This is a genomic window from Micromonospora sp. B11E3, from assembly GCF_039871625.1.
Lineage (GTDB): Bacteria > Actinomycetota > Actinomycetes > Mycobacteriales > Micromonosporaceae > Micromonospora.
Genome location: NZ_JBDPMC010000021.1, coordinates 78,849 through 98,774, shown reverse-complemented (window position 1 = coordinate 98,774; position 19,926 = coordinate 78,849). Strand labels below are relative to the sequence as shown.

At 74.4% G+C, this 19,926-nt stretch carries 17 protein-coding genes; 8 read left to right on the top strand and 9 right to left on the bottom strand.

All coding sequences use genetic code 11. The features are described from left to right. The first annotated feature begins 19 nt into the window (after positions 1-19). Entirely contained in the window at positions 20-1,252 is a 1,233-nt protein-coding gene (gene coaE, locus ABGB16_RS14010) for a dephospho-CoA kinase (RefSeq protein ID WP_347668463.1), read from the top strand. 182 nt (positions 1,253-1,434) lie between these two features. Here the strand turns inward: coaE and ABGB16_RS14005 are convergent, their stop codons facing one another. Continuing rightward, the gene (locus ABGB16_RS14005) at positions 1,435-3,030 is read right to left on the bottom strand and encodes a hypothetical protein (protein ID WP_347668456.1); all 1,596 of its coding nucleotides are present in this window, start codon (positions 3,028-3,030) and stop codon (positions 1,435-1,437) included. A 553-nt stretch (positions 3,031-3,583) separates the two neighbouring features. On the opposite strand from ABGB16_RS14005, the gene uvrB reads away from it, so the two are divergent. Then, positions 3,584-5,689: an excinuclease ABC subunit UvrB gene (gene uvrB / locus ABGB16_RS14000; protein WP_347668455.1), complete on the top strand. Its 2,106-nt coding sequence runs from the start codon at positions 3,584-3,586 to the stop codon at positions 5,687-5,689. Positions 5,690-6,011: 322 nt separating this feature from the next. Further along, on the top strand, positions 6,012-6,995 hold the full coding sequence (locus tag ABGB16_RS13995) for a DUF5753 domain-containing protein (RefSeq protein ID WP_347668454.1): 984 nt from the start codon (positions 6,012-6,014) through the stop codon (positions 6,993-6,995). A 196-nt stretch (positions 6,996-7,191) separates the two neighbouring features. Here ABGB16_RS13995 and ABGB16_RS13990 read toward each other — a convergent pair whose 3' ends face one another. Beyond that, the gene (locus ABGB16_RS13990; protein ID WP_347668453.1) at positions 7,192-7,485 is read right to left on the bottom strand and encodes an antibiotic biosynthesis monooxygenase; all 294 of its coding nucleotides are present in this window, start codon (positions 7,483-7,485) and stop codon (positions 7,192-7,194) included. Positions 7,486-7,886: 401 nt separating this feature from the next. Here ABGB16_RS13990 and ABGB16_RS13985 point away from each other — a divergent pair, with 401 nt between their 5' ends. After that, positions 7,887-8,882, top strand: coding sequence for a TerC family protein (locus ABGB16_RS13985; RefSeq protein WP_347668452.1), 996 nt, complete (start codon positions 7,887-7,889; stop codon positions 8,880-8,882). Positions 8,883-8,933: 51 nt separating this feature from the next. On the opposite strand, the gene ABGB16_RS13980 is transcribed toward ABGB16_RS13985, so the two are convergent. Together ABGB16_RS13980 and ABGB16_RS13975 are read right to left on the bottom strand one after the other, a co-directional pair. After that, a complete protein-coding gene (locus tag ABGB16_RS13980; RefSeq protein WP_347668451.1) occupies positions 8,934-9,857 on the bottom strand; it encodes an NlpC/P60 family protein in 924 nt (307 codons plus the stop codon). Between the two features lie 59 nt (positions 9,858-9,916). Further along, positions 9,917-11,014 (bottom strand): dipeptide epimerase, encoded by a 1,098-nt coding sequence (locus ABGB16_RS13975; protein ID WP_347668450.1) that lies wholly within the window; start codon positions 11,012-11,014, stop codon positions 9,917-9,919. 44 nt (positions 11,015-11,058) lie between these two features. On the opposite strand from ABGB16_RS13975, the gene ABGB16_RS13970 reads away from it, so the two are divergent. Beyond that, positions 11,059-11,856: a tyrosine-protein phosphatase gene (locus tag ABGB16_RS13970; RefSeq protein WP_347668449.1), complete on the top strand. Its 798-nt coding sequence runs from the start codon at positions 11,059-11,061 to the stop codon at positions 11,854-11,856. A 21-nt stretch (positions 11,857-11,877) separates the two neighbouring features. Here ABGB16_RS13970 and ABGB16_RS13965 read toward each other — a convergent pair whose 3' ends face one another. Both ABGB16_RS13965 and typA read right to left on the bottom strand, forming a co-directional pair. Then, positions 11,878-12,738 carry a serine hydrolase gene (locus tag ABGB16_RS13965; protein WP_347668448.1) on the bottom strand — a complete coding sequence of 287 codons (861 nt, stop codon included), beginning with the start codon at positions 12,736-12,738 and terminating at the stop codon, positions 11,878-11,880. Between the two features lie 88 nt (positions 12,739-12,826). Beyond that, positions 12,827-14,695, bottom strand: a complete 1,869-nt coding sequence (gene typA, locus ABGB16_RS13960; protein WP_347668447.1) for a translational GTPase TypA — start codon at positions 14,693-14,695, stop codon at positions 12,827-12,829. A 755-nt stretch (positions 14,696-15,450) separates the two neighbouring features. On the opposite strand from typA, the gene ABGB16_RS13955 reads away from it, so the two are divergent. Then, on the top strand, positions 15,451-16,134 hold the full coding sequence (locus ABGB16_RS13955; RefSeq protein WP_347668462.1) for a transglycosylase SLT domain-containing protein: 684 nt from the start codon (positions 15,451-15,453) through the stop codon (positions 16,132-16,134). 260 nt (positions 16,135-16,394) lie between these two features. Beyond that, on the top strand, positions 16,395-17,264 hold the full coding sequence (locus tag ABGB16_RS13950; protein WP_347668446.1) for a hypothetical protein: 870 nt from the start codon (positions 16,395-16,397) through the stop codon (positions 17,262-17,264). A gap of 47 nt (positions 17,265-17,311) precedes the next feature. On the opposite strand, the gene ABGB16_RS13945 is transcribed toward ABGB16_RS13950, so the two are convergent. Continuing rightward, positions 17,312-17,515: a cold-shock protein gene (locus ABGB16_RS13945; protein WP_145772852.1), complete on the bottom strand. Its 204-nt coding sequence runs from the start codon at positions 17,513-17,515 to the stop codon at positions 17,312-17,314. A gap of 237 nt (positions 17,516-17,752) precedes the next feature. Here ABGB16_RS13945 and ABGB16_RS13940 point away from each other — a divergent pair, with 237 nt between their 5' ends. Beyond that, entirely contained in the window at positions 17,753-18,367 is a 615-nt protein-coding gene (locus ABGB16_RS13940; protein WP_347668445.1) for a VTT domain-containing protein, read from the top strand. A gap of 106 nt (positions 18,368-18,473) precedes the next feature. Here the strand turns inward: ABGB16_RS13940 and ABGB16_RS13935 are convergent, their stop codons facing one another. Next, positions 18,474-19,127, bottom strand: coding sequence for an MBL fold metallo-hydrolase (locus ABGB16_RS13935; protein WP_347668444.1), 654 nt, complete (start codon positions 19,125-19,127; stop codon positions 18,474-18,476). Positions 19,128-19,134: 7 nt separating this feature from the next. Further along, entirely contained in the window at positions 19,135-19,851 is a 717-nt protein-coding gene (locus tag ABGB16_RS13930) for a maleylpyruvate isomerase family mycothiol-dependent enzyme (RefSeq protein ID WP_347668443.1), read from the bottom strand. Between the last annotated feature and the right edge of the window lie 75 nt (positions 19,852-19,926).

Sequence of the window (19,926 nt, the reverse complement as noted above, 5' to 3'; positions counted from 1 at the left end):
GATCCGGTTGACTGGTCCGGTGCTGAGGGTGGGACTGACCGGCGGGATCGGGTCCGGCAAGAGCGCCGTGGCGGCCCGGCTGGCCGCGCTGGGCGCGGTGGTGATCGACTCGGACCGGATCGCCCGCGAGGTGGTCGCCCCGGGCAGCGACGGGCTGGCCGAGATCGTCGCCGCCTTCTCCGACCGCGTGCTCGGCCCCGACGGCGCGCTCGACCGGGCCGCGCTCGGCGCGGTGGTCTTCGCCGACGAGGGAGCCCGCCGTCGGCTGGAGGCGATCACCCATCCCCGGGTGCGGGCGCGCTCCGCCGAGCTGGCCGCCGCCGCGGCCCCGGACGCCGTCGTGGTCAACGACGTGCCGCTGCTGGTCGAGGTCGGGCTCGCCCCGACGTACCACCTGGTGGTCGTCGTGGAGACCGCGGTGGCGACCCGGCTCGCGCGGCTGGAGCGCGACCGGGGGATGGACCGGGCGGAGGCCGAGCGGCGGATCGCCGCGCAGGCCGACGACGCACGCCGCCGGGCGGCAGCCGACGTGGTGCTGCGCAACGACGGCAGCCTGGACGAGTTGCACGCCGCCGTGGACCGGCTGTGGCACGAACGGCTGGTGCCGTACGAGGCGAATGTGCGCCACGGGCGGGCGGCCCGCCCCGACCGGGTGGTGCTGACGGGCCCGGACCCGAGCTGGCCGGAGCAGTACGCCCGGCTGGCCGCCCGGATCCGGCACGCGATCGCCCCGGCCGACCTGCGGATCGACCACATCGGGTCGACGGCCGTACCCGGCCTGGCCGCCAAGGACGTCGTCGACATCCAGCTCACCGTGCCGAGCCTGGCGGAGGCGGACGGCCCGCTGGCGGAGCGGCTCGCCGCCGCCGGCTTTCCCCGGCTGCCCGGAGACTGGTGGGACAACGCCCGCGCGGCTCGGGCCGGTGGCGCCGGATCCGCTGGGCCGGGCGAAGGATCGGCGGACGCGGTCGGCGGCCGGTGGGAGAAGCGGCTGCACGGCAGCGCCGACCCCGGGCGCCCGGTGAACCTGCACCTACGCCCGGCCGGCTCGCCCGGCTGGCGCTACGCGCTTCTCATGCGCGATCACCTGCGGGCCGACCCGCAGCAGCGGGAGGCGTACCTGGCGCTGAAGCGGCGGCTGGCTGCCGGCGGGCCGGGCGCCGCCGGGTACGCCGACGGCAAGGAGCCGTGGTTCGACGAGGAACACCAACAGGCCGAGGAGTGGGCCGCCCGTACCGCCTGGCGGCCCTGACCCCGCGCCGGCCCCGGCCGCCCGGCTCGGCGGCCGTGACCCGCGCCGGCCCCGCCCGCCCGGCTCGGCGGCCGTGACCCGCGCCGGCCCCGCCCGCCCGGCTCGGCGGCCGTGACCCGCGCCGGCCCCGCCCGCCCGGCTCGGCGGCCGTGACCCGCGCCGGCCCGTCCGGGGCGCCCCCGTCAGCGGGCGGGGGCGGCCACCGGCGGCAGCGCCGGCGTCGGGCCCGGGACCAGATCGAGCTGGGCGTACGTCCCGAGGCGGGTGCGCAACTCGAGGCGGCGGAGCAGGCCGTCCCGGTCGATCCAGTAGCGCAGCAGCCCCTGACGGGCGGCCACCTCGACCACGTCGACCGTCCGGTCGGCGACCCGGTCGCCCCGGATCCGGCTCGCCGACGTGGGCGGCACCGCCGCCTCGCCGGCCTGGAGCGCGGCGGCCAGCAGGGCGTCCACGTCGTCGGCCCCGGGCGGGTGCCGCTGCCAGGCGTCGCGCGGGGGCGGCAGCGGGGGAGGGCCGGCGACCGGGTTGCGGGTGTTCGACGCCGCCCACACCCCGGCCGGGTCGTAGCGGCGCAGCGTCCGTCCGTCCGGCGCGTCCGGGTCGCCGACCGCCAGGTACGCCGCGCGGGCCGTCCAGCTCACCCAGCCCGTACCGCGCGGCGTGACCCCCGGCGCGACCGGCGCGGTGAGCGTCACCGCCGCACCACCCTCAGCCCGTAGCCGGGCCGGCAACCGGGCGAGCCGGTCCTCCTCGGGGCCGGTGAGCGCCCGGGGCAGCCCCGGCCGCCCGCCCAGGGCAGCCGCCGGCCACAGCGTCGGTCGGTTGGTCCGATGCAGTTCCAGGCTCACCGGTACGCCGCCGGGCAGGCGTCCCTCCAGCCGGTGCAGGCGCGCGTCCCGGTCGACCCACCAGCGGGCCGGCCCGTCCAGCGCCCGTGCGGCGGCGGACGGCGTCGGGGCGGCCGGCAGGCTGGGCAGTGGGCCGGGCCAGGTCGGGGCGGGCGCAGCCGTCCCCGGGCCGGCGGCGTCCCGCCGACCGGCGGTGTCGGGCAGCGGGGCCTGGAGGACGTCCACCGGCTGGCCGCCGGCCTCGGCGCGGCCCAGCCAGCGGCCTTCGCCGGGGGGCAGCGCCCCGGCCGGTTCCGGGCGGGGCGCGGCGAGCGCGAAGAGCAGGTCGAGCGCGGGTCGCAGGGCCCGGGTGGAGGGATCCCGCACCCGCCATCCGTCGGCCGGCGGCACCAGCGGCGGGGGTGCCGGGGCGGGCACCGCCGCGGGGTCGGGCCGGGCGAGCAGCAGCCGGGGAGTGGCCTGGACGAGTCCCCGGTCCGCCCCGGCCCCGGGGCCGCCGACGTCGACGTACGCCAGCGACCGGGACCAGTCGATCCAGCCCACGACGTCGATGCGCCCGCCCGCGTCGCCGAGGGTGAGCCGCAGTCCCGACCGGACGTCCCGCTGGTTGGTGACCCGCACGGCGGCGAGCCGCTGCGCCTCGGCGTCGCTCAGCGGCCGGGAGGGCTCCGGCTCCGCCGGCGCCCAGGTCAGCAGCACGGCGGCGAGCCCCGCCGCCGAGGCGACGGCGGCCACGCCCAGCGCGACCCGCAGGGTGCGTCGGCGGCCGGCGGCGGGCCGGTGGGCCGGGTTGACCAGCGTGTCGGCGGGGGGCGCGTCGATCTCGCCGAACCTGGTCGTCGGGTCGGCGTGGTCGGCCACCGGATCGTTGGGAGCGGTGCGGTCGGCCGTCGGGTCGGCGGTGCGGTTCGGCCGGGACGAGTTCTCCACGGGGGGATGAACTTGCGGCGCGCCGGACAGGTGACGCCCGTGCGGTGGGGCGGAAGCCGGCGGCGCCGCCGCCGCGCGGCGGTGGGACGGTCGGTGGCGCTCGCATCCGCGGGCGGGCCGTGCCGGGCGCCTGTGCGGCGGTGGGACGATCGGCGGCGCTCGCATCCGCGGGCGGGCCGTGCCGGGCGCCTGCGCGGCGGTGGGACGATCGGCGGCGCTCGCGCCCGCGGCCGGGCTGTGCCGGGCGCCCGCGCCGCGGGCGGCGAGAGGGCCCGCCACGGGTGGGTGACTGGGGCGCTCGCGGCGGCCGGTCTGCGCCTCGGCGCGACCACCTCGGGTGCGCACGCCGGTCGTCCCGGGTGCTGCGACCTCCTGTGCCGGGGGCGCGCCGGCCCTTCGAGGGGCTCGGCCGCCGGCCCGGACGGCCGCCGCGAGCGGCCTACGGAAGCACACTAGCGCGGTGAGATGTGCCACACAATGCGAATATTGAAGCCGATCACGGACTGTCCGTAATCGGTCCGGGTTGTCGGACCCCCGGCGTACCGTGGAGGTCATGGCGCTCGACATTCCCCGGCTCGACGGCCGCTTCCAGGTCGTCAGTGAGTTCCAGCCGGCCGGTGACCAGCCGGCCGCCATCGACGACCTGGAGCGTCGGGTGCGTCGCGGCGACCGCAACACCGTCCTGCTCGGCGCCACCGGCACGGGCAAGAGCGCCACGACGGCCTGGCTCATCGAACGGCTGCAGCGGCCGACGTTGGTGCTGGCCCCCAACAAGACGCTCTGCGCCCAGCTGGCCAAGGAGTTCAGCGAGCTGCTGCCGCACAACGCGGTGGAGTACTTCGTCTCCTACTACGACTACTACCAGCCCGAGGCGTACATCCCGCAGACCGACACCTACATCGAGAAGGACTCCTCGATCAACGAGGAGGTCGAGCGGCTGCGGCACTCGGCGACGATGTCGCTGCTCACCCGCCGCGACGTGGTCGTCGTGGCCACGGTGTCGGCGATCTACGGCCTGGGCACCCCGGAGGAGTACCTCGACCGCGCGGTCCGGGTCGCCGTGGGGCAGGAGCTCGACCGGGACCAACTGCTGCGCCGCCTGGTCGACATCCAGTACACCCGCAACGACGTGGCCTTCCAGCGGGGCACCTTCCGGGTGCGCGGCGACACGCTGGAGATCATCCCGGCCTACGAGGAACTGGCCGTCCGGATCGAGCTGTTCGGCGACGAGGTCGAGAAGCTCTACTATCTCAACCCGCTGACCGGCGACGTGGTCCGCGAGGTCGACCATCTGCTGATCTTCCCGGCCACGCACTACGCGGCCGGCCCCGAGCGGATGGAGCGGGCGATCCGCGACATCGAGACCGAGCTGGCCGAGCGGCTCGCCGAGCTGGAGCGGCAGGGCAAGCTGCTGGAGGCGCAGCGGCTGCGGATGCGCACCACCTACGACATCGAGATGATGCGCCAGGTGGGGTTCTGCTCGGGTATCGAGAACTACTCCATGCACATCGACGGCCGGCTGCCCGGCAGCCCGCCGCACTGCCTGCTCGACTACTTCCCCGACGACTTCCTCACCGTCGTCGATGAGTCGCACGTGACGATTCCGCAGATCGGCGGCATGTACGAGGGCGACGCGTCCCGCAAGCGCATGCTGATCGACCACGGATTCCGGCTGCCCAGCGCCGCCGACAACCGGCCGCTGCGCTTCGACGAGTTCCTGGAGCGGGTCGGCCAGATGGTCTTCCTCTCCGCCACCCCCGGTCCGTGGGAGCTGGAGCAGGCGCAGGGCGAGTTCGTCGAGCAGGTGATCCGGCCGACCGGGCTGATCGACCCGGAGGTGATCGTGAAGCCCACCAGGGGCCAGATCGACGACCTCATGCACGAGATCAAGCTGCGCACCGAGCGGGACGAGCGGGTGCTGGTCACCACCCTGACCAAGAAGATGGCCGAGGACCTGTCCGACTACCTGCTGGAGAACGGCATCCGGGTGCGCTACCTGCACTCCGAGGTCGACACGCTGCGTCGGGTCGAGTTGCTGCGCGAGCTGCGCAAGGGCGACTACGACGTGCTGGTCGGCATCAACCTGCTCCGCGAGGGCCTGGACCTGCCCGAGGTGTCCCTGGTGGCGATCCTCGACGCCGACAAGGAGGGCTTCCTGCGCAGCGGCCGGTCGCTGATCCAGACGATCGGCCGGGCCGCCCGGAACGTCTCCGGCCAGGTCCACATGTACGCGGACAAGATCACTCCGTCGATGGCGGACGCGATCGAGGAGACCAACCGGCGCCGGGCCAAGCAGATCGCGCACAACGAGGCGCACGGGATCAGCCCCGAGCCGCTGCGTAAGAAGATCCACGACATCCTCGACGACATCTACCGGGAGGCGGAGGACACCGACTCCCGGGTCGGCGGCGCGGTGCGGCAGCTCTCCCGCGGCAAGGCGCCGGTCAAGGAGACCCGCAGCCGTGGCCGGGCGGGGGCGACCGGCCCGTCCCGGGAGGGCATGGCCCGGGCGGACCTGGCCCAGCTCATCCAGGAGCTCAACGACCAGATGCTGGCCGCGGCGCGGGAACTCCAGTTCGAGTTGGCCGCGCGCATCCGCGACGAGATCGCCGACCTCAAGAAGGAACTGCGCGGGATGGACGCGGCCGGCGTGAAGTGACGTCCCCCACGTGCGCGGCGAGGCCGGGCCCTGGCAACCGGGGGAGAGCCCCCCGCCACTCAGCTCGGCGCCCCGCCGCCGCCGGCCACCGCCGGCCGCCGCATCACCCCACCGCCACTCAGCTCGGCGCCCCGCCCCCCGCCGGCCGCCGCGTCACCCCGCCGCCACTCAGCTCGCCGCCGCGCCTCCGCCGACCACCCCGGCCGCCGCGTCACCCCGCTGCCCGCCTGCCTGCCGATGGCGGCCGGCATAATTGCGGTCAGCGAGCAAGGTATTGCACACAGTGATCGAGCTGCGTAGTCTCCGTCCTGGGGAGGCGGGGATGCCGTTGCCAACGAGTCCGGTGATCCGACGTGCACGGCTGGGCGCTGAGCTGCGTCGGCTGCGCAGACGTGAGGAGCTCACGCTGGAGCAGGTCTGCGGCCGCCTCGGCTGGGCCTCCACCTCGAAGCTGTCCCGCATCGAGCTGGGCCAGAGCCGGCCCGACCTCGCCGACGTGCTCGATCTGCTGGACGCCTACCGGGTCGCCCCGCAGGAGCGCGACATGCTGATCACCATCGCCCGGGACGCGGCGACCGGCCGGGGCTGGTGGAAGACGCTCGGCGGGATGGGGGAGCGGCAGCGCGCCTACGCCGAGCTGGAGGGCGGCGCGGCGACGGTGGTGGAGTACCAGCCCGCCGTCATCCCGGGCCTGTTGCAGACCCCGGCGTACGCCCGGCTGCGGCTCGGCGTCGCCCGGCTGCTCGACCGCGACGTGGACGTCGAGGCGGACGTGCGCGCCCGGCTGATCCGGCAGGAGGTGCTGCACCGGGCCGATCCGCCCCAGTACACGGCACTGTTGGAACTGGCCGCGTGCGACCCGGGCGGGGTGCCGGACGGGATCTGGCGCGAACAGCTGCGGCACCTGGTCACCCTGGCGGCGAAGCCGCACGTGACGATCCGGATGATCCCGCCCGGCGTGACCGCGGGCGGCGTCCACCCCCTGACCCCGTTCTCCCGGTACTCGTTTCCGGACCCGGCCGACCCCCGCACCGTCATGCTCGAGGCGTTGACCACCGACGTCCGGCTGGGCTCGCCCGCCGACCTCGCCTGGTACGACGCGGTGGTCGACCGGCTGCTCGACGCCGCCCTGCCGGCCGCCGAGACGGTGGCGCTGCTGGCCCGGCTGGTCGAGGACCCCGGGCTGCTGGGCCGCACGGCGGACGATCCGGCGCCGCCCGTCGTGGGTCGTGCGGGCGGTCACCCGCCGTCGGGCCGTGCCGAGGACCCGGCGGCGCTGCCCCGCCCCCGGCCGCCGACGGACTGAGGGCCGGCAGCCGGGGGCGTGCGGGCACGGCCGCCTCTCGGCGGAGCGGGAGCCGATGGTGTCGCGCCGCCGCCGGGCCAGGCGCCCCCGAGCCCGCCGGGACCGGCGGCCGGCGCGTGCGCGCGTACGGTAACCGGGGGGTACGACAGCGAGGGCTGGACGCGGAGCCGGGGCGTCGGAGGGGCCGGCGCCAGGCTCAGGCCGGGACGTCGACGAAGTGCTCGACCAGCGGCGGGCCGGCGAAGTGCGGGCCGATCAGCGCCCGCCACTGCTGGAACCGCTCGGTGGCGCGGAAGTTCTCCTCGTGGGCCGCGACGGAGTCCCACTCGACGAGCAGCACGAACCGCGACGGCGACTCGACTCCCCGGGTCATCCGCACCGACCGGCAGCCGGGCGTGCCGGCGAGGATCGGCCGCCCCTTCGCGTACGCGGCGGCGAAGTCGTCCTCGTGTCCGGGCGTCACGTCGATCAGCGCGACCTCAAGCACCATGCCGGAGAGCCTGCCATGCGCCTGTCGGCGCCCGACGCCCACCCGAGGTGAACTGGCCTCCTAGGAAGCCCGTCGGCAGAGACATTCGTCACCATTTCCGAGGCGGAACGCCCGGGCGAGGAGACGGGGATCTCAAGCCGCGGGAGGCGGAGGTGCGGTCCGGGCAGGTCATGGTGAACAATGGGGCCGAAGGAGGGGAGTATTCCCCCGCGACGGAGTCGTCAGCACGGTCGACCGCCGACCCCCTCGGTGGCGCGACCCGGCTCCGTCGGTCACCGGCCCGCTCGTGGGGCGGTGGCGGAAGAGACCTCCGACAGTCACCACTGTCCGCGTCGTCGCACCACACGCCCCGTACGGAGCGTACGGTGTGCCCGACGCCGCGTGTCTGCCGGAGGATCGAATTGAACGTGTCCGGATTGGTGTGGGCGGGAACGCTCGTCGCGCTGACGGCTGTCCTGCTCGTCGACCTGCTCATCATCGGTCGGCGACCGCACGAGCCCAGCGTGCGGGAGTCGAGCCTGTGGGTCGGCTTCTACGTCGGGCTGGCACTGCTCTTCGGGGTCGGCGTGTGGCTCACCGCGGGCCCCAGCGCGGCCGGCCAGTTCTACACCGGCTGGCTCACCGAGTACAGCCTCTCGGTGGACAACCTCTTCGTCTTTGTGATCATCATGGCCCGCTTCGCGGTGCCCCGGCAGTACCAACAGAAGGTGCTGCTGATCGGCATCGTGCTGGCGCTGGTGATGCGCGGCGGGTTCATCGCCGCCGGCGCGGCCCTGATCTCCCAGTTCACCTGGGTCTTCTACATCTTTGGTGCGTTCCTCATCTACACCGCGATCAACCTGATGCGGCAGGGTGAGCCGGACGAGGACGAGTTCAGCGAGAACGTCCTGATCCGGTGGAGCCGCCGGGCGCTGCCGATCTCGAAGGACTACGACGGCGCGAAGATGACCACGCACGTGAACGGCCGCCGGCTGTTCACCCCGATGCTGATCGTCATGATCGCGATCGGCACCACCGACCTGATCTTTGCGCTGGACTCGATCCCGGCCATCTTCGGCATCACCCAGGAGCCGTACCTGGTCTTCACCGCGAACGTCTTCGCGCTGATGGGGCTGCGCCAGCTGTACTTCCTGCTGGGCGGGCTGCTGGACCGGCTGATCTACCTCAGCATCGGGCTGGCCGTGGTGCTCGGCTTCATCGGGGTCAAGCTGGTGCTGGAGGCCCTGGCCGACAACCACCTGCCGTTCGTCAACGGCGGGGAGCCGGTGGGCTGGGCCCCGCACATCCCGATCTGGCTGTCCCTGGTGGTCATCCTCGGCACGCTGTCGGCGGCGACCGTGGCCAGCCTGCTCAAGTCGGCCCGGGACCGGCGGCGGGAGTTGGCCGCCGCCCGCTGACGGCCCACGACGCGGGAAAGGGGCGCCCCCCGGGGCCGGCTGGCGCCCTTTTCAGACCCGGTGCGCGCCGACCAGGGTGGCGGTGCGCTCCTCGGGCAGCGCCTCCTCCAGGACCTCGCGCTGCCGGTAGCAGGCGTGCAGCATCCGCCGGTCGTCGCCCTGCGGTGCGGCGCTGACGATCCCGATGTGGTGGATCTTCTTGCCGCGGCGGGCGAAGAAGTAGAGGTCGCCGGGACGTTCGGCGCCCGGCGGCAGGGGGGTGGTGGCCCCGGCCTGGTCGACGGCGTCGCGGGGCAACATCACCCCGAACCGCCGCCACGCCAGGTGCACCAGGCCCGAACAGTCGATCCCGTACGCCGACACGCCGCCCCAGACGTACACGACGTCGCGGAGCCGGGCGGCGACGGCGAGCACCTCCGCCGCGGACGGCGGCGCGGCCGGCAGGGGCACCACGTGCCCGTCGGGCAGCCAGAGCGGGTGGTCGTACCCGGGGGCGCGCACGGGGCGCCAGCCGTCGACGGGCGGGCCGGCCGGGGTGAGCCGGGTGCCGAGGACGACGCCGGGCAGGAGCGGCTCGCCGCCGGGCGCCGCGTGCAGGGCGGTGACGGTCGCGTCGACGACCAGCGGGGCGTGCGCGGGGGCCGGGGCGTCGTCGGCGGGCGGGGCGAGCTGTGCCGCCGGCAGCCATCCCGGGTAGCCGCGGGCGTCGAGCCTCGGCGCCGGCTGCTCGACGGCCACGACGTGCGCCCAGCCGTCGGGGCGCAGCTCGGTGACCAGCACCCGCTCGCCGAGCAGGAGTTGGCTCAGCACGCACTCGCCGACCTGCTGGTCGGCGTCCATTCCGGAGATCCAGGCGGCCACGTCGGCGTGCGCGTCGAGGGCGGGACGGTCGACGGGGCGGACCGCCTCGGGTGCGGTCCAGAGGGTCGCGACCGCGACCCGGACGACGGCCTCGCGGCCCGGTTGCAGTTCCATGTCCACCCCCAGCGTGAGGCGTCACCCTCAGGCGACGATATGAAACTTTTCGCCGGTACTCAACTCGCTGGCTGCATGTTTGCTTCGGTCAGGGCGGTGACGCCGAGCCCGGGGGCGTCGGGCAGCACCACGGTCGCGCCGTCGTACCGGATGCCGCCGCGCACCGGCGACCACGCCAGCCACCAGGCGGCGTCGAGGTCCGACACGGCGGTGGTGCCGTAGGCGGCGACCAGGCTGGCGGCGGCGCCCAGCCCGATCTGGCTCTCCATCATCGACCCGACGATCGTGCCGACGCCGTGCGCGGCGGCCAGGTCGAGCAGCGTGCGCGCGGCGTGCAGGCCGCCGCACTTGGCCAGCTTGACGTTGACCATGTCGGCGGCCCGCCGCCGGATCACCTCGACCAGGTCCCGCACCCCGAACACCGACTCGTCGGCGAGGATCGGCAGGCCGACCCGGTCGCTGACCCACGCCAGGCCGTCGAGGTCCCAGCGGGCCACCGGCTGCTCCACCAGCTCCACGTCCAGCCCGGCGTCCTCGATGCCGCGGATCACCCGGACCGCCTCGCGGGGCGTCCAGCCCTGGTTGGCGTCCAGGCGGATGCGGACCTGCGGGCCGACGGCGGCGCGGACCGCGCGGACGCGCTCCAGGTCGCCGGCCGCGTCGGTGCCCACCTTGAGCTTCAGCACGGCGAACCCCTCGGCGCGCCGCTGCCCGGCGGCGGCGGCCAGGTCGGTGGCGTCGCCGGCGGCCAGGGTGACGTCCGTCGGCACGCGCAGGGCCGTGCCGCCGAGCAGCCGCACCAGGGGTACGCCGAGCCGGCGCGCCGCCAGGTCGTGCAGGGCGGTGTCGACCGCCCCCTTGGCGGCCTCGTTGCCGGCGACCGCCCGGGACACCTCGGCGCAGCGGGCCACCAGGTCGTCGGCGTTCCGGCCGACGAGGCCCGGACCGAGCATCTCGCGGACGCACGCCTCGGCGCCGGCCAGCGACGCGCCGGTCACCTGCCACACCTGCGGCGCCTCGCCGAACCCGGAGCGCCCGTCGTCGTCGATCAGCTCCACCACGAGGGTGTCGACGGTGGTGGTGCGGCGCAGCGCGGTCACGAACGGGGTGTGCAGGGGCGCGGAGAGCCGGTGGGTGCGTACCGCGGCGATCGTCATGTGCGGCACCCTATACGGGTCGGGGCGAGGGCAGGGGAGGCCGGATGGCGGGGCGGGACTGGACGCTGGTCGGGGCGCCGAACGCGCGTGACCTGGGAGGGATGGTGGGCGCGGACGGCCGGCGGGTGCGGGCGGGCCGGCTGATCCGGACGCCGGCGCTGGGCCGGCTGACCGACGAGGACCTGCCGGTGCTGGAGAAGCTGGCGCCGGCCTGTGTGGTGGACCTGCGCGACGACTCGGAGATCGTGGCGGGTCCGGCGGACCGGCTGGTCGGCGAGCCGCGGGTGGTGCGCCTGCCGGTGTACGACGCGGCGCATCCGGTGTTCACGGCGGTGGCGGAGGTGCTGCTGGGGCACGACCTGGGCGCGGAGGCGACGCTGGCCGTGCAGGGCAGCCCGGCGGCGATGGCGGCCATCTACCGCTGGTTCGTGACGGGGGAGGGGGCCCGGGCGAGCTTCGGGGCGGCGGTGCGGCTGGCGGCGGAGGCGGAGAACCTGCCGCTGCTGTTCCACTGCACGGCCGGCAAGGACCGCACGGGCTGGCTGTCGGTCGTCCTGTTGACGGCGCTGGGGGTGGACGAGGCGGCGATCCGGGCGGACTACCTGCGTACCAACGCGCAGACCGAGAGCCTGCGGGAGGTCGTCCTGCAGGCGATGCAGGCCCGGCAGCCGGTGTTGGCGGAGGCGGCGATCCGGCCGCTGCTGGAGGTACGCGGGGAGTACCTGGACGCCGCGTACGACGAGGTGCGGCGGGTGCACGGGTCGTTCGACGGGTACCTGCGGGACGGGCTGGGGCTGACCGGGGCGCACCTGGCCGCGCTGCGGGACAACCTGCTGGACTGATACGGGTCGCCCCGACAGCCGTCAGTCGGCGGCGGTCAGGTCGTGGCGGGCGGCCCAGACCCGGGCGGAGATGTCGGCGAGCAGGCGGCAGGCGTCGTCGTCGGCCCCCTCGCCCTCGGCCAGGTCGGTGGTGGTGCAGACGACGAGCACGTACGGCGGGGCGTCGGGCGGGTAGACGACGCCGGCGCCGTGCCGGACGCCGCGTACCCAGCCGTTCTTGTGGGCGATCGGGACGCCGTCGGGCAGCCCGGCGGCGAGGTCCTCGCGGAACTGCTGGGCGTGCAGGACGTCGAGCATGGCGGCGCAGGCGGCGGGGGTGGCGAGCGGCCCGGGTCGGGCGGCGCCGGCGGCCAGCCCGCCGAGCAGGGCGGCCAGGTCGGCGGCGGTGACCACGTTGGTGATGCCGGCCTCCCGGGCGGCGAAGTCCTCGATGCCGCGGCCGGTGACGCTGTGCCGGGCCCCGGCGAGCTGCCAGGCGTGGGCGACGGCGGGCAGGCCGACGTCGCGGAGGCAGATGTTGGTGGCCAGGTTGCTGGAGCGCACGATCATCCGCTCGGCGAGCCAGCGCAGCGGCGCGGTGCCGCCCTCCCGCTGCCAGACCGCCTCGTCGTTGTCGTAGTCCCGGTCGCAGGAGAAGCGGGGTGCGCCGGGCAGCGCCGAGTCGAACCGGTTGCGGACGGCGACGGGGGCGTCGAGGTCGAGGGTGCCGGCCTCGGCCGCCCGGTGCAGCGCCAGCAGGACGGCGACCTTCATCGTGCTCGCCGCGTAGTGGGTGGCGTCGGGGTGCCGGGTCCAGGTGGGGGCGGCGTCGAGCCGGCCCGCGTACGCCGAGACGGTGCCGGGCAGCGTGTCCAGGTGGGCGTCGAGCTCGTCCCAGGTCATGCCGGTGACCGTAACCGATCGAGCGGGACCGGGTACGGCGCGGGGCCGGGAGCCTCGTCGGCTCCCGGCCCCGGTGGTCGTCGCCCGGTCAGCCGGCGTGCTTGCGGCGGGCCGCCGTGCGGGCCCGGGCGGTCTGGTCCAGCACCACCTTGCGGATGCGCACCGCCGCCGGGGTCACCTCGACGCACTCGTCCTCGCGGCAGAACTCCAGGGCCTGCTCCAGCGACAGCTTGCGCGGCGGGATGAGCTTCTCGGTCTCGTCGGCGGTCGACGAGCGCATGTTGGTGAGCTTCTTCTCCTTGGTGATGTTGACGTCCATGTCGTCGGAGCGGGAGTTCTCCCCGACGATCATGCCCTCGTACACCTCGGTGCCCGGCTCGACGAAGAGCTGGCCGCGTTCCTGGAGGTTGGTCATGGCGAACGCGGTGACGCTGCCTGCGCGGTCGGCGACGAGCGAGCCGTTGTTGCGGGTACGCAACTCGCCGAACCACGGCTCGTACGACTCGAAGACGTGGTGCAGGATGCCGGTGCCCCGGGTCTCGGTGAGGAACTCGGTGCGGAAGCCGATCAGGCCGCGCGCGGGGACCAGCCACTCCATCCGGATCCAACCGGTGCCGTGGTTGACCAGCTGCTCCATGCGGCCCTTGCGGGTGGCCAGGAGCTGGGTGATCGCGCCGAGGTACTCCTCCGGGGCGTCGATGGTCAGCCGCTCGACGGGCTCGCAGGTCTTCCCGTCGATCTCCTTGGTGACCACCTGGGGCTTGCCGACGGTCAGCTCGTACTGCTCGCGGCGCATCTGCTCGACGAGGATGGCCAGGGCCAGCTCGCCGCGGCCCTGCACCTCCCAGGCGTCCGGCCGCTCGGTGGGCAGCACCCGCAGGGAGACGTTGCCGACGAGTTCCTTGTCGAGGCGGTCCTTGACCATGCGGGCGGTGACCTTGGCGCCCTTGACGCGGCCGACCAGCGGCGAGGTGTTGGTGCCGATGGTCATCGAGATGGCGGGCTCGTCGACGGTGATCAGCGGCAGCGGGGTCGGGTTCTCCGCGTCGGCCAGCGTCTCGCCGATCATGATCTCGGGGATGCCGGCGACGGCGATGATGTCGCCGGGGCCGGCGGAGTCGGCGGGCTTGCGTTCCAGGCCCTCGGTCATCAGCAGTTCGGAGATGCGTACCCGCTGGGTGCTGCCGTCGGTGCGGCACCAGGCGACGGTCTGGCCCTTGCTGATGGTGCCCTGCCGGACGCGGCACAGCGCCAGCCGGCCCAGGAACGGGGAGGCGTCGAGGTTGGTGACGTGCGCCTGCAGCGGCGCGTCCTCCTCGTAGGCGGGCGGCGGGATGGTGTCGAGCAGGGTGCGGAACAGCGGCTCGAGGTTGTGGCTGTCCTGCGGTACGGCGCCGTCGGCGGGCTGGGTGAGGGAGGCGATGCCGTCGCGGGCGCAGGCGTAGACGATCGGGAAGTCGATCTGCTCCTCGTCGGCGTCCAGGTCGAGGAACAGCTCGTAGGTGTCGTCCACGACCTCCTTGATCCGGGCGTCGGGGCGGTCCACCTTGTTGATCACCAGGATGATCGGCAGCCGGGCGCGCAGCGCCTTGCGCAGCACGAAGCGGGTCTGCGGCAGGGGGCCTTCGCTGGCGTCGACGAGCAGCACCACCCCGTCGACCATGGTGAGGCCGCGTTCGACCTCGCCGCCGAAGTCGGCGTGGCCGGGGGTGTCGATGATGTTGATGGTGACCGGCTCCGACCCGTCCGCCGGCAGGTAGCGCACGCCGGTGTTCTTGGCCAGGATGGTGATGCCCTTCTCGCGTTCGAGGTCCATCGAGTCCATCACGCGCTCGGTCGTCTCGCCGCGGGCGCCGTACGCGCCGGCCTGCCGCAACATGGCGTCGACCAGGGTGGTCTTGCCGTGGTCGACGTGAGCGATGATGGCGACGTTGCGGAGGTCGGTGCGTAGCTGCATACCCTCCATACTCCTGTCTGCGGTTTGCCGGGCGCGTGCCGGGGTCACCCCCGGATCGCCCCGGATCTGTGCCGAAACTGCTGTTTCGACCGTTCGTGGGTCGGCCTGCAACCCCGCGCCGGTCGGGGGTCGGAGGAATGCCCTGCCGACCGCGCCGCAGGGGCTGTCGCCCCTGTTCGTCCAGGTGACCGCCACGGCGACCGGTGTGGCGGGGCCCGCGGTGGGATCGCGGCCCGCCGGCGCCGGCCGGGGCGCCCTGTCGCTGGTCGGCTTACTAGCGTACGCGCGGGGGCGCCGGCTTGTTCCCGCGCCGGGGTCGTGACCGGTGTGCCGGTGACCGGGGACACACCGGTGCCGGCCGAGGGCGGCGGCATTCGTCTCTGTCCCGGTCGCCGCATCTTGATCGACTCGATGTCGGCGACATAGGGGTGTCCGAGCCCTCCGGATGGCCCCATGTCGGCGACATGGGGGTGGACCACCCATCCCGAACGTGGCCGGAATGCGACGCGGAGCGTCGACGGGGCATCCCTGGGCCGCCCGTCCCTGTTAGGGTCCGGCGACGGGTGACGGGGGGAGACACGGATGGGTGCCGGTTGGCGTCGGGTGGTGCCGGCGGTGACGGTCGGCCTGTTGCTGGCCACGGCCGGGGGGGCTGCGCCGACCCGGAGAGCCAACCACCGGGGGCGGCCGCGCCGGTGGGCCTGTCGACCGAGCTGCCCGCCGGGCCCACGCAGGAGCCGGCGGGCGTGGAGCGGATGGGTGCCGCGCCGAGCCCGACCCCGTCGGCCAGCGCCACGGCGACGCCGACCCGCAAGCCGCAGCCGACCCGGACGGCGGGGCCGCGCCGCACCCCGAAGCCGCCCACGGAGACGAAGGTCCCGCCGCCCCCGCCGAAGCCGGTGCCCGGCTGCGAGCCGACCCGCCGTGGGGAGAAGGCCACCCGGGCGCAGGTGAAGGCGGCGCTGACGGATGCGGCGGACCGGACGTACTGGCCGACGTCGGCGCCCGACATCCGGATCCCGCTGGCGCTGATGAAGGCGACGGCGTGGCAGGAGAGCGGCTGGCAGTCCGACATCATCGCCTGCGACGGCGGCATCGGGCTGATGCAGGTGATGCCGGACACCGCGACGTGGATGAACCAGCGGTTCGGCCAGTCGTACGACGTCGACGACTACCGGGACAACGCCTACCTCGGCGGCACCTACCTGGCCTGGCTGACCAAGTACATCGGTGACATGTACTTCGACTCCGACTACCGCCTCGACGCCGACCTGTGCGGCGAGGAGGTGACCTCGTGCCTGCTCAACGTGGTCATCGCCGCGTACAACGCGGGGCATCACGCGGTGGCGCGCGAGGGTGAGCCGCTGACCGTCCCGAATCCCCGGTACGTGGGCAACGTCCGCGCGCTGATGACCGAGTGCGAGTGCCTGGCGTACTGATCGCCGATGACTCTCGGTTGTGTACGGGCGGAACGTGCCGTCCTCGGTCGGCTGCCCACGGCTGTCTGACCCGACCCCGGGCGCGCGCCTTGCCCTATTCGAAAAATGCCGCTCTGAGCTGGTAAGACGTTCGGTGTCGTGGTTACTGTGGGCGAACCGGTGCCGTGCACCACCCGGTCGGGCCCGGTTCCGGACCCGCAACTTCTCACGCGGTGTGACCGCCCTGCCGGGCCGCCCCACCGTACGAAAGGGGGGCTCCGATGACCCGGGCCCCGGCGAATCTCCTGGCAGTCCGAAGTCTCCTACTCACCCACCTCAACGTCGACAAGGACGTCTCGCGCCCGCAGGACCTCGAACCGAACGAGGTCGGCATCGTGGGTGACGCCCAGCACGTCGGCGGCTACCACTGCGGCTCCGACCGCGTAGTGGACGGCGACTACTCGGTCGTGGAGTCCACGCGGGACAGATCCGGGCTGACCCTCGACGCGTCCGCCGTGGACGTCGGCATGTTCACCGTCACGGCCGGCGGTCGTACCCACGACCTGCGCTCGTTCTCCGTCTGGTGCGTGCAGCAGTGCGTCGCCGGCACGGCCGACACCCGGGACATCCGCGAGATCATCTACTCCCCGGACGGGAAGACGGTCAAGCGGTGGGACCGGCTCGGCAAGCGGACCACCGGGCCCAGTTCCCACCTGACGCACACCCACTTCAGCTTCTTCCGCGACTCCACGAAGGCGGGGCGAGACCAGACCCCGCTGTTCCGCCGCTACCTGACCACCATCGGACTCATCGAGGGGGACGACATGAGCGCGCAGGCCGAGAACGAGATCCATCAGGTGTTCGTCGGGCTGTTCCGGGGCGGCAACAGCATGGGCCGCAAGGTTGACCCGGACGGCGCCGGACCGGCCACCGCCAGCAACAGCCTGGTGGCCAAGCTGGACTACACGATGCTGCGGTTGGACGCCGCGATCGCCCAGCTCACCGCGCTGTCCGACAAGGACTTCACCGACGAGGAGGCCATCGTCGCCGGGGTGTTGGCCAAGCTGACTCCGGAAAAGATCGCCGCGGCGCTGCCGCCGACCGTGGCGAGGGAGGTGGCCGACGAGATCGCCAGGCGGTTGGCCGCCTGAATCCGGCAACGGCGGCGGCCGGTCGCCGCCGCCGTCACCGGCACGGGCTACATCGGGCGGACGTTGTCCGCCTGCGGGCCCTTCTGCCCCTGGATCACCTCGAACTCGACCTTCTGGCCCTCGGTCAGCTCCCGGTAACCGCCGCTCTGGATGGCCGAGTAGTGGACGAACACGTCCGGACCCCCGCCGTCCTGCTCGATGAAGCCGAAGCCCTTTTCCGAGTTGAACCACTTGACCGTGCCGGTTGCCATGCATCTCTCCCTGTTCCAAGCGGGAGACCACCGACCGCCGGCCGGTGATCGCCCTGTACCTCCCCGACAGTAACGGGCGAAAGGCGGATCCGCTGGGCGAAGTGCCGCAGGCGGGTGCGGAAACTGTCGCGCCCGGTGGGGACGCCGCCGCCTCGGGGTGACCCCGAGGCGGAATCAGGGGCCGGTGGGGGATCGGACCGGATGTGCCCGTCCCGGGTTCGGCCATAGCGTGCGGACATGGCGGATTGGACGGCCCAGGTCGGCGAGCTTCCCACCACCCTGCTCATGGGGGTGCTCGGGGTGGTGATGCTCTTCGACGCCGTACCGCTGCTGGGGGTGCTGGTCCCCGGCGACGTCGCGGTCCTCGCCGCGGTCGGCGTCGGGCGACCGGCCACCGGGGCGGCCACCGTCGCCGCCGTGGTCGCCGGCTGCCTGGCCGGCTGGTCGCTGAGCTTCCTCGCCGGCCGGCGGTACGGCGACCGGCTGCGCCACAGCCGGGTGGGCGGCTGGATCGGGGAGCCCCGCTGGGCCGCCGCCGAGGCGATCCTGCGCCGGGGCGGCGGGCGGATGGTGCTGGTCGCGCCGTTCCTGCCGGTGTTCAACGCGCTGCTGCCGCTGGCCGCGGGCGGCCTGCGGATGTCGTACGGGCGGTTCCTGGCCTGCGCGACGGCCGGCGCCGCGGCATGGTCCGGCCTCTACGTGCTCCTCGGGACCCTGTCCCGGTCGCTGGCGGGGCTGCTGCCCGGGAGCGCCTCGCCGATGGTGGTCACCATGGCGGTCGGCCTGCTCCTGGCCGGCGTGGTGCTGCTCGGCGCCCGCCGCCGGCTGCGCGCCCTCACCGGGGTCTCCTGAGCGGGGGGATCCGCGGCGCCGGCCGGCGTACGCCCCGGCCCCGGGCGGCGCGACGGCGTTCGCGTGCCGCGCCGGCCCGTCCGGGGGGCGGGCCGGCGCGCCGGTCTCACCAGCCGCGCGCCCGCCACTGCGGCAGCGCGGGACGCTCGGCGCCGATCGTGCTGTCCCTGCCGTGCCCCGGGTAGAACCAGGTCTCGTCCGGCAGCCGGCCGAACAGCCGGTGCTCGACGTCGTCGATGAGCTGCCCGAAGCGCTCCGGGTCCCGGTCGGTGTTGCCCACCCCGCCGGGAAAGAGCGAGTCGCCGGTGAAGAGATGCGGGGTGCCCTCCGGGTCGCGGTAGAGCAGGGCGATCGAGCCGGGGGTGTGGCCCCGCAGGTGGATGACCTCCAGCGGGCAGTCGCCGACGGTCACCGTGTCGCCGTCGGACAGCGTCTCCGCCTCGATCGGCAGGCCGGCGGCGTCGTCGGCGTGCACCAGCGGGCGGGCGCCGGTCTTGGCGACCACCTCCTCCAACGCCACCCAGTGGTCCATGTGCTGGTGGGTGGTGACCACCGCGGCCAGGCCGCCGTCGCCGAGCAGGTCCAGCAGCCGCGGCGCCTCGTTGGCCGCGTCGACGAGCACCTGTTCGCCGGTGGACCGGCAGCGCAGCAGGTAGGCGTTGTTGTCCATCGGACCCACCGAGAGCTTGGTGATGGTGAGCCGGTCGAGCTCGCGTACCGCCGGCGCGCCGCCGGGGGTGACGTCTCCGCTGTAGGTCATCGGTTGTCTAGATCCATTCCGGTGGGGTCGGCAGGGGGCCGTCGGGGGTGACGGTGAGCGATTCGCCGGCGCCGCGGCCGATCAGCCAGGCGGCGAGCTCGGGGGCGGGGCCGGTGATCGTGGGCGCCCCGGCGGGGTCGCCGACGGCCAGTTCGTGGCGGGTGCCGTCGAAGCGCAGCACCATGGCCGGAGCGTCCGCCCGCTCGCCCAGGCCGGCGGCCACCTCGTGCAGCAGCCGGTGGCCGAACGCCTCCGGCCAGTCGGTCGGCCGGTATCCGGCGGCCAGGTCCACGTGGTGCACCTCGACCTCGCGCAGCCGGCCCCAGACCAGCATCGTCGCCGGCCACGGGCCGCGGCGGGTCTGCACCGTGGCCGCCCACGCCTCGACCGGCATCGTGGCGACCGCGTCGGCGAACCGCTGCGCCGTGCGGCGCAGGTCGTCGAGGTGCGCGGCGGGCGGCCGGGAGGCCCCGGCCTCGATGTCGGCGGACCGGGCGTCGGCGCTGGCGTACATCGGGACCTGCTCGCCGGTGCGGGCGGCGGTGAGCAGGTTGACCAGCGCGTCGGCGTTGCGGGCCAGGTGGGCCAGCACGTGCCCGCGGGTCCAGCCGGGCAGCAGGGACGGCGCGGCGACGCCCGCCGTGTCGAGGGCTGCGGCGGTCGCCAGCAGGCGGGCCGTGGCGTCGTCCACCTCGCCGGTCAGGAGCAGCGGATCCGCGGTCACGCACCGACCCTAACGTCCCGCCGCCTCGGCGTCGCCGTGGAAATCGCTTTCGGCGCGTCGGCGCGCCACCTACCG

Excerpts from the sequence above, each read along its gene's own strand:
- ABGB16_RS13965 (WP_347668448.1), bottom strand. The coding sequence starts at position 12,738 with ATGACCTGGGACGAGCTCGACGCCCACCTGGACACGCTGCCCGGCACC.
- ABGB16_RS13970 (WP_347668449.1), top strand. The coding sequence starts at position 11,059 with ATGGCGGGGCGGGACTGGACGCTGGTCGGGGCGCCGAACGCGCGTGAC.
- uvrB (WP_347668455.1), top strand. The coding sequence starts at position 3,584 with ATGGCGCTCGACATTCCCCGGCTCGACGGCCGCTTCCAGGTCGTCAGT.
- ABGB16_RS13935 (WP_347668444.1), bottom strand. The coding sequence starts at position 19,127 with ATGACCTACAGCGGAGACGTCACCCCCGGCGGCGCGCCGGCGGTACGC.
- ABGB16_RS13980 (WP_347668451.1), bottom strand. The coding sequence starts at position 9,857 with ATGGAACTGCAACCGGGCCGCGAGGCCGTCGTCCGGGTCGCGGTCGCG.
- ABGB16_RS13945 (WP_145772852.1), bottom strand. The coding sequence starts at position 17,515 with ATGGCAACCGGCACGGTCAAGTGGTTCAACTCGGAAAAGGGCTTCGGC.
- ABGB16_RS13975 (WP_347668450.1), bottom strand. The coding sequence starts at position 11,014 with ATGACGATCGCCGCGGTACGCACCCACCGGCTCTCCGCGCCCCTGCAC.
- ABGB16_RS13990 (WP_347668453.1), bottom strand. The coding sequence starts at position 7,485 with ATGGTGCTTGAGGTCGCGCTGATCGACGTGACGCCCGGACACGAGGAC.
- ABGB16_RS13995 (WP_347668454.1), top strand. The coding sequence starts at position 6,012 with ATGCCGTTGCCAACGAGTCCGGTGATCCGACGTGCACGGCTGGGCGCT.
- ABGB16_RS13955 (WP_347668462.1), top strand. The coding sequence starts at position 15,451 with ATGGGTGCCGCGCCGAGCCCGACCCCGTCGGCCAGCGCCACGGCGACG.
- ABGB16_RS13940 (WP_347668445.1), top strand. The coding sequence starts at position 17,753 with ATGGCGGATTGGACGGCCCAGGTCGGCGAGCTTCCCACCACCCTGCTC.
- ABGB16_RS13950 (WP_347668446.1), top strand. The coding sequence starts at position 16,395 with ATGACCCGGGCCCCGGCGAATCTCCTGGCAGTCCGAAGTCTCCTACTC.
- typA (WP_347668447.1), bottom strand. The coding sequence starts at position 14,695 with ATGCAGCTACGCACCGACCTCCGCAACGTCGCCATCATCGCTCACGTC.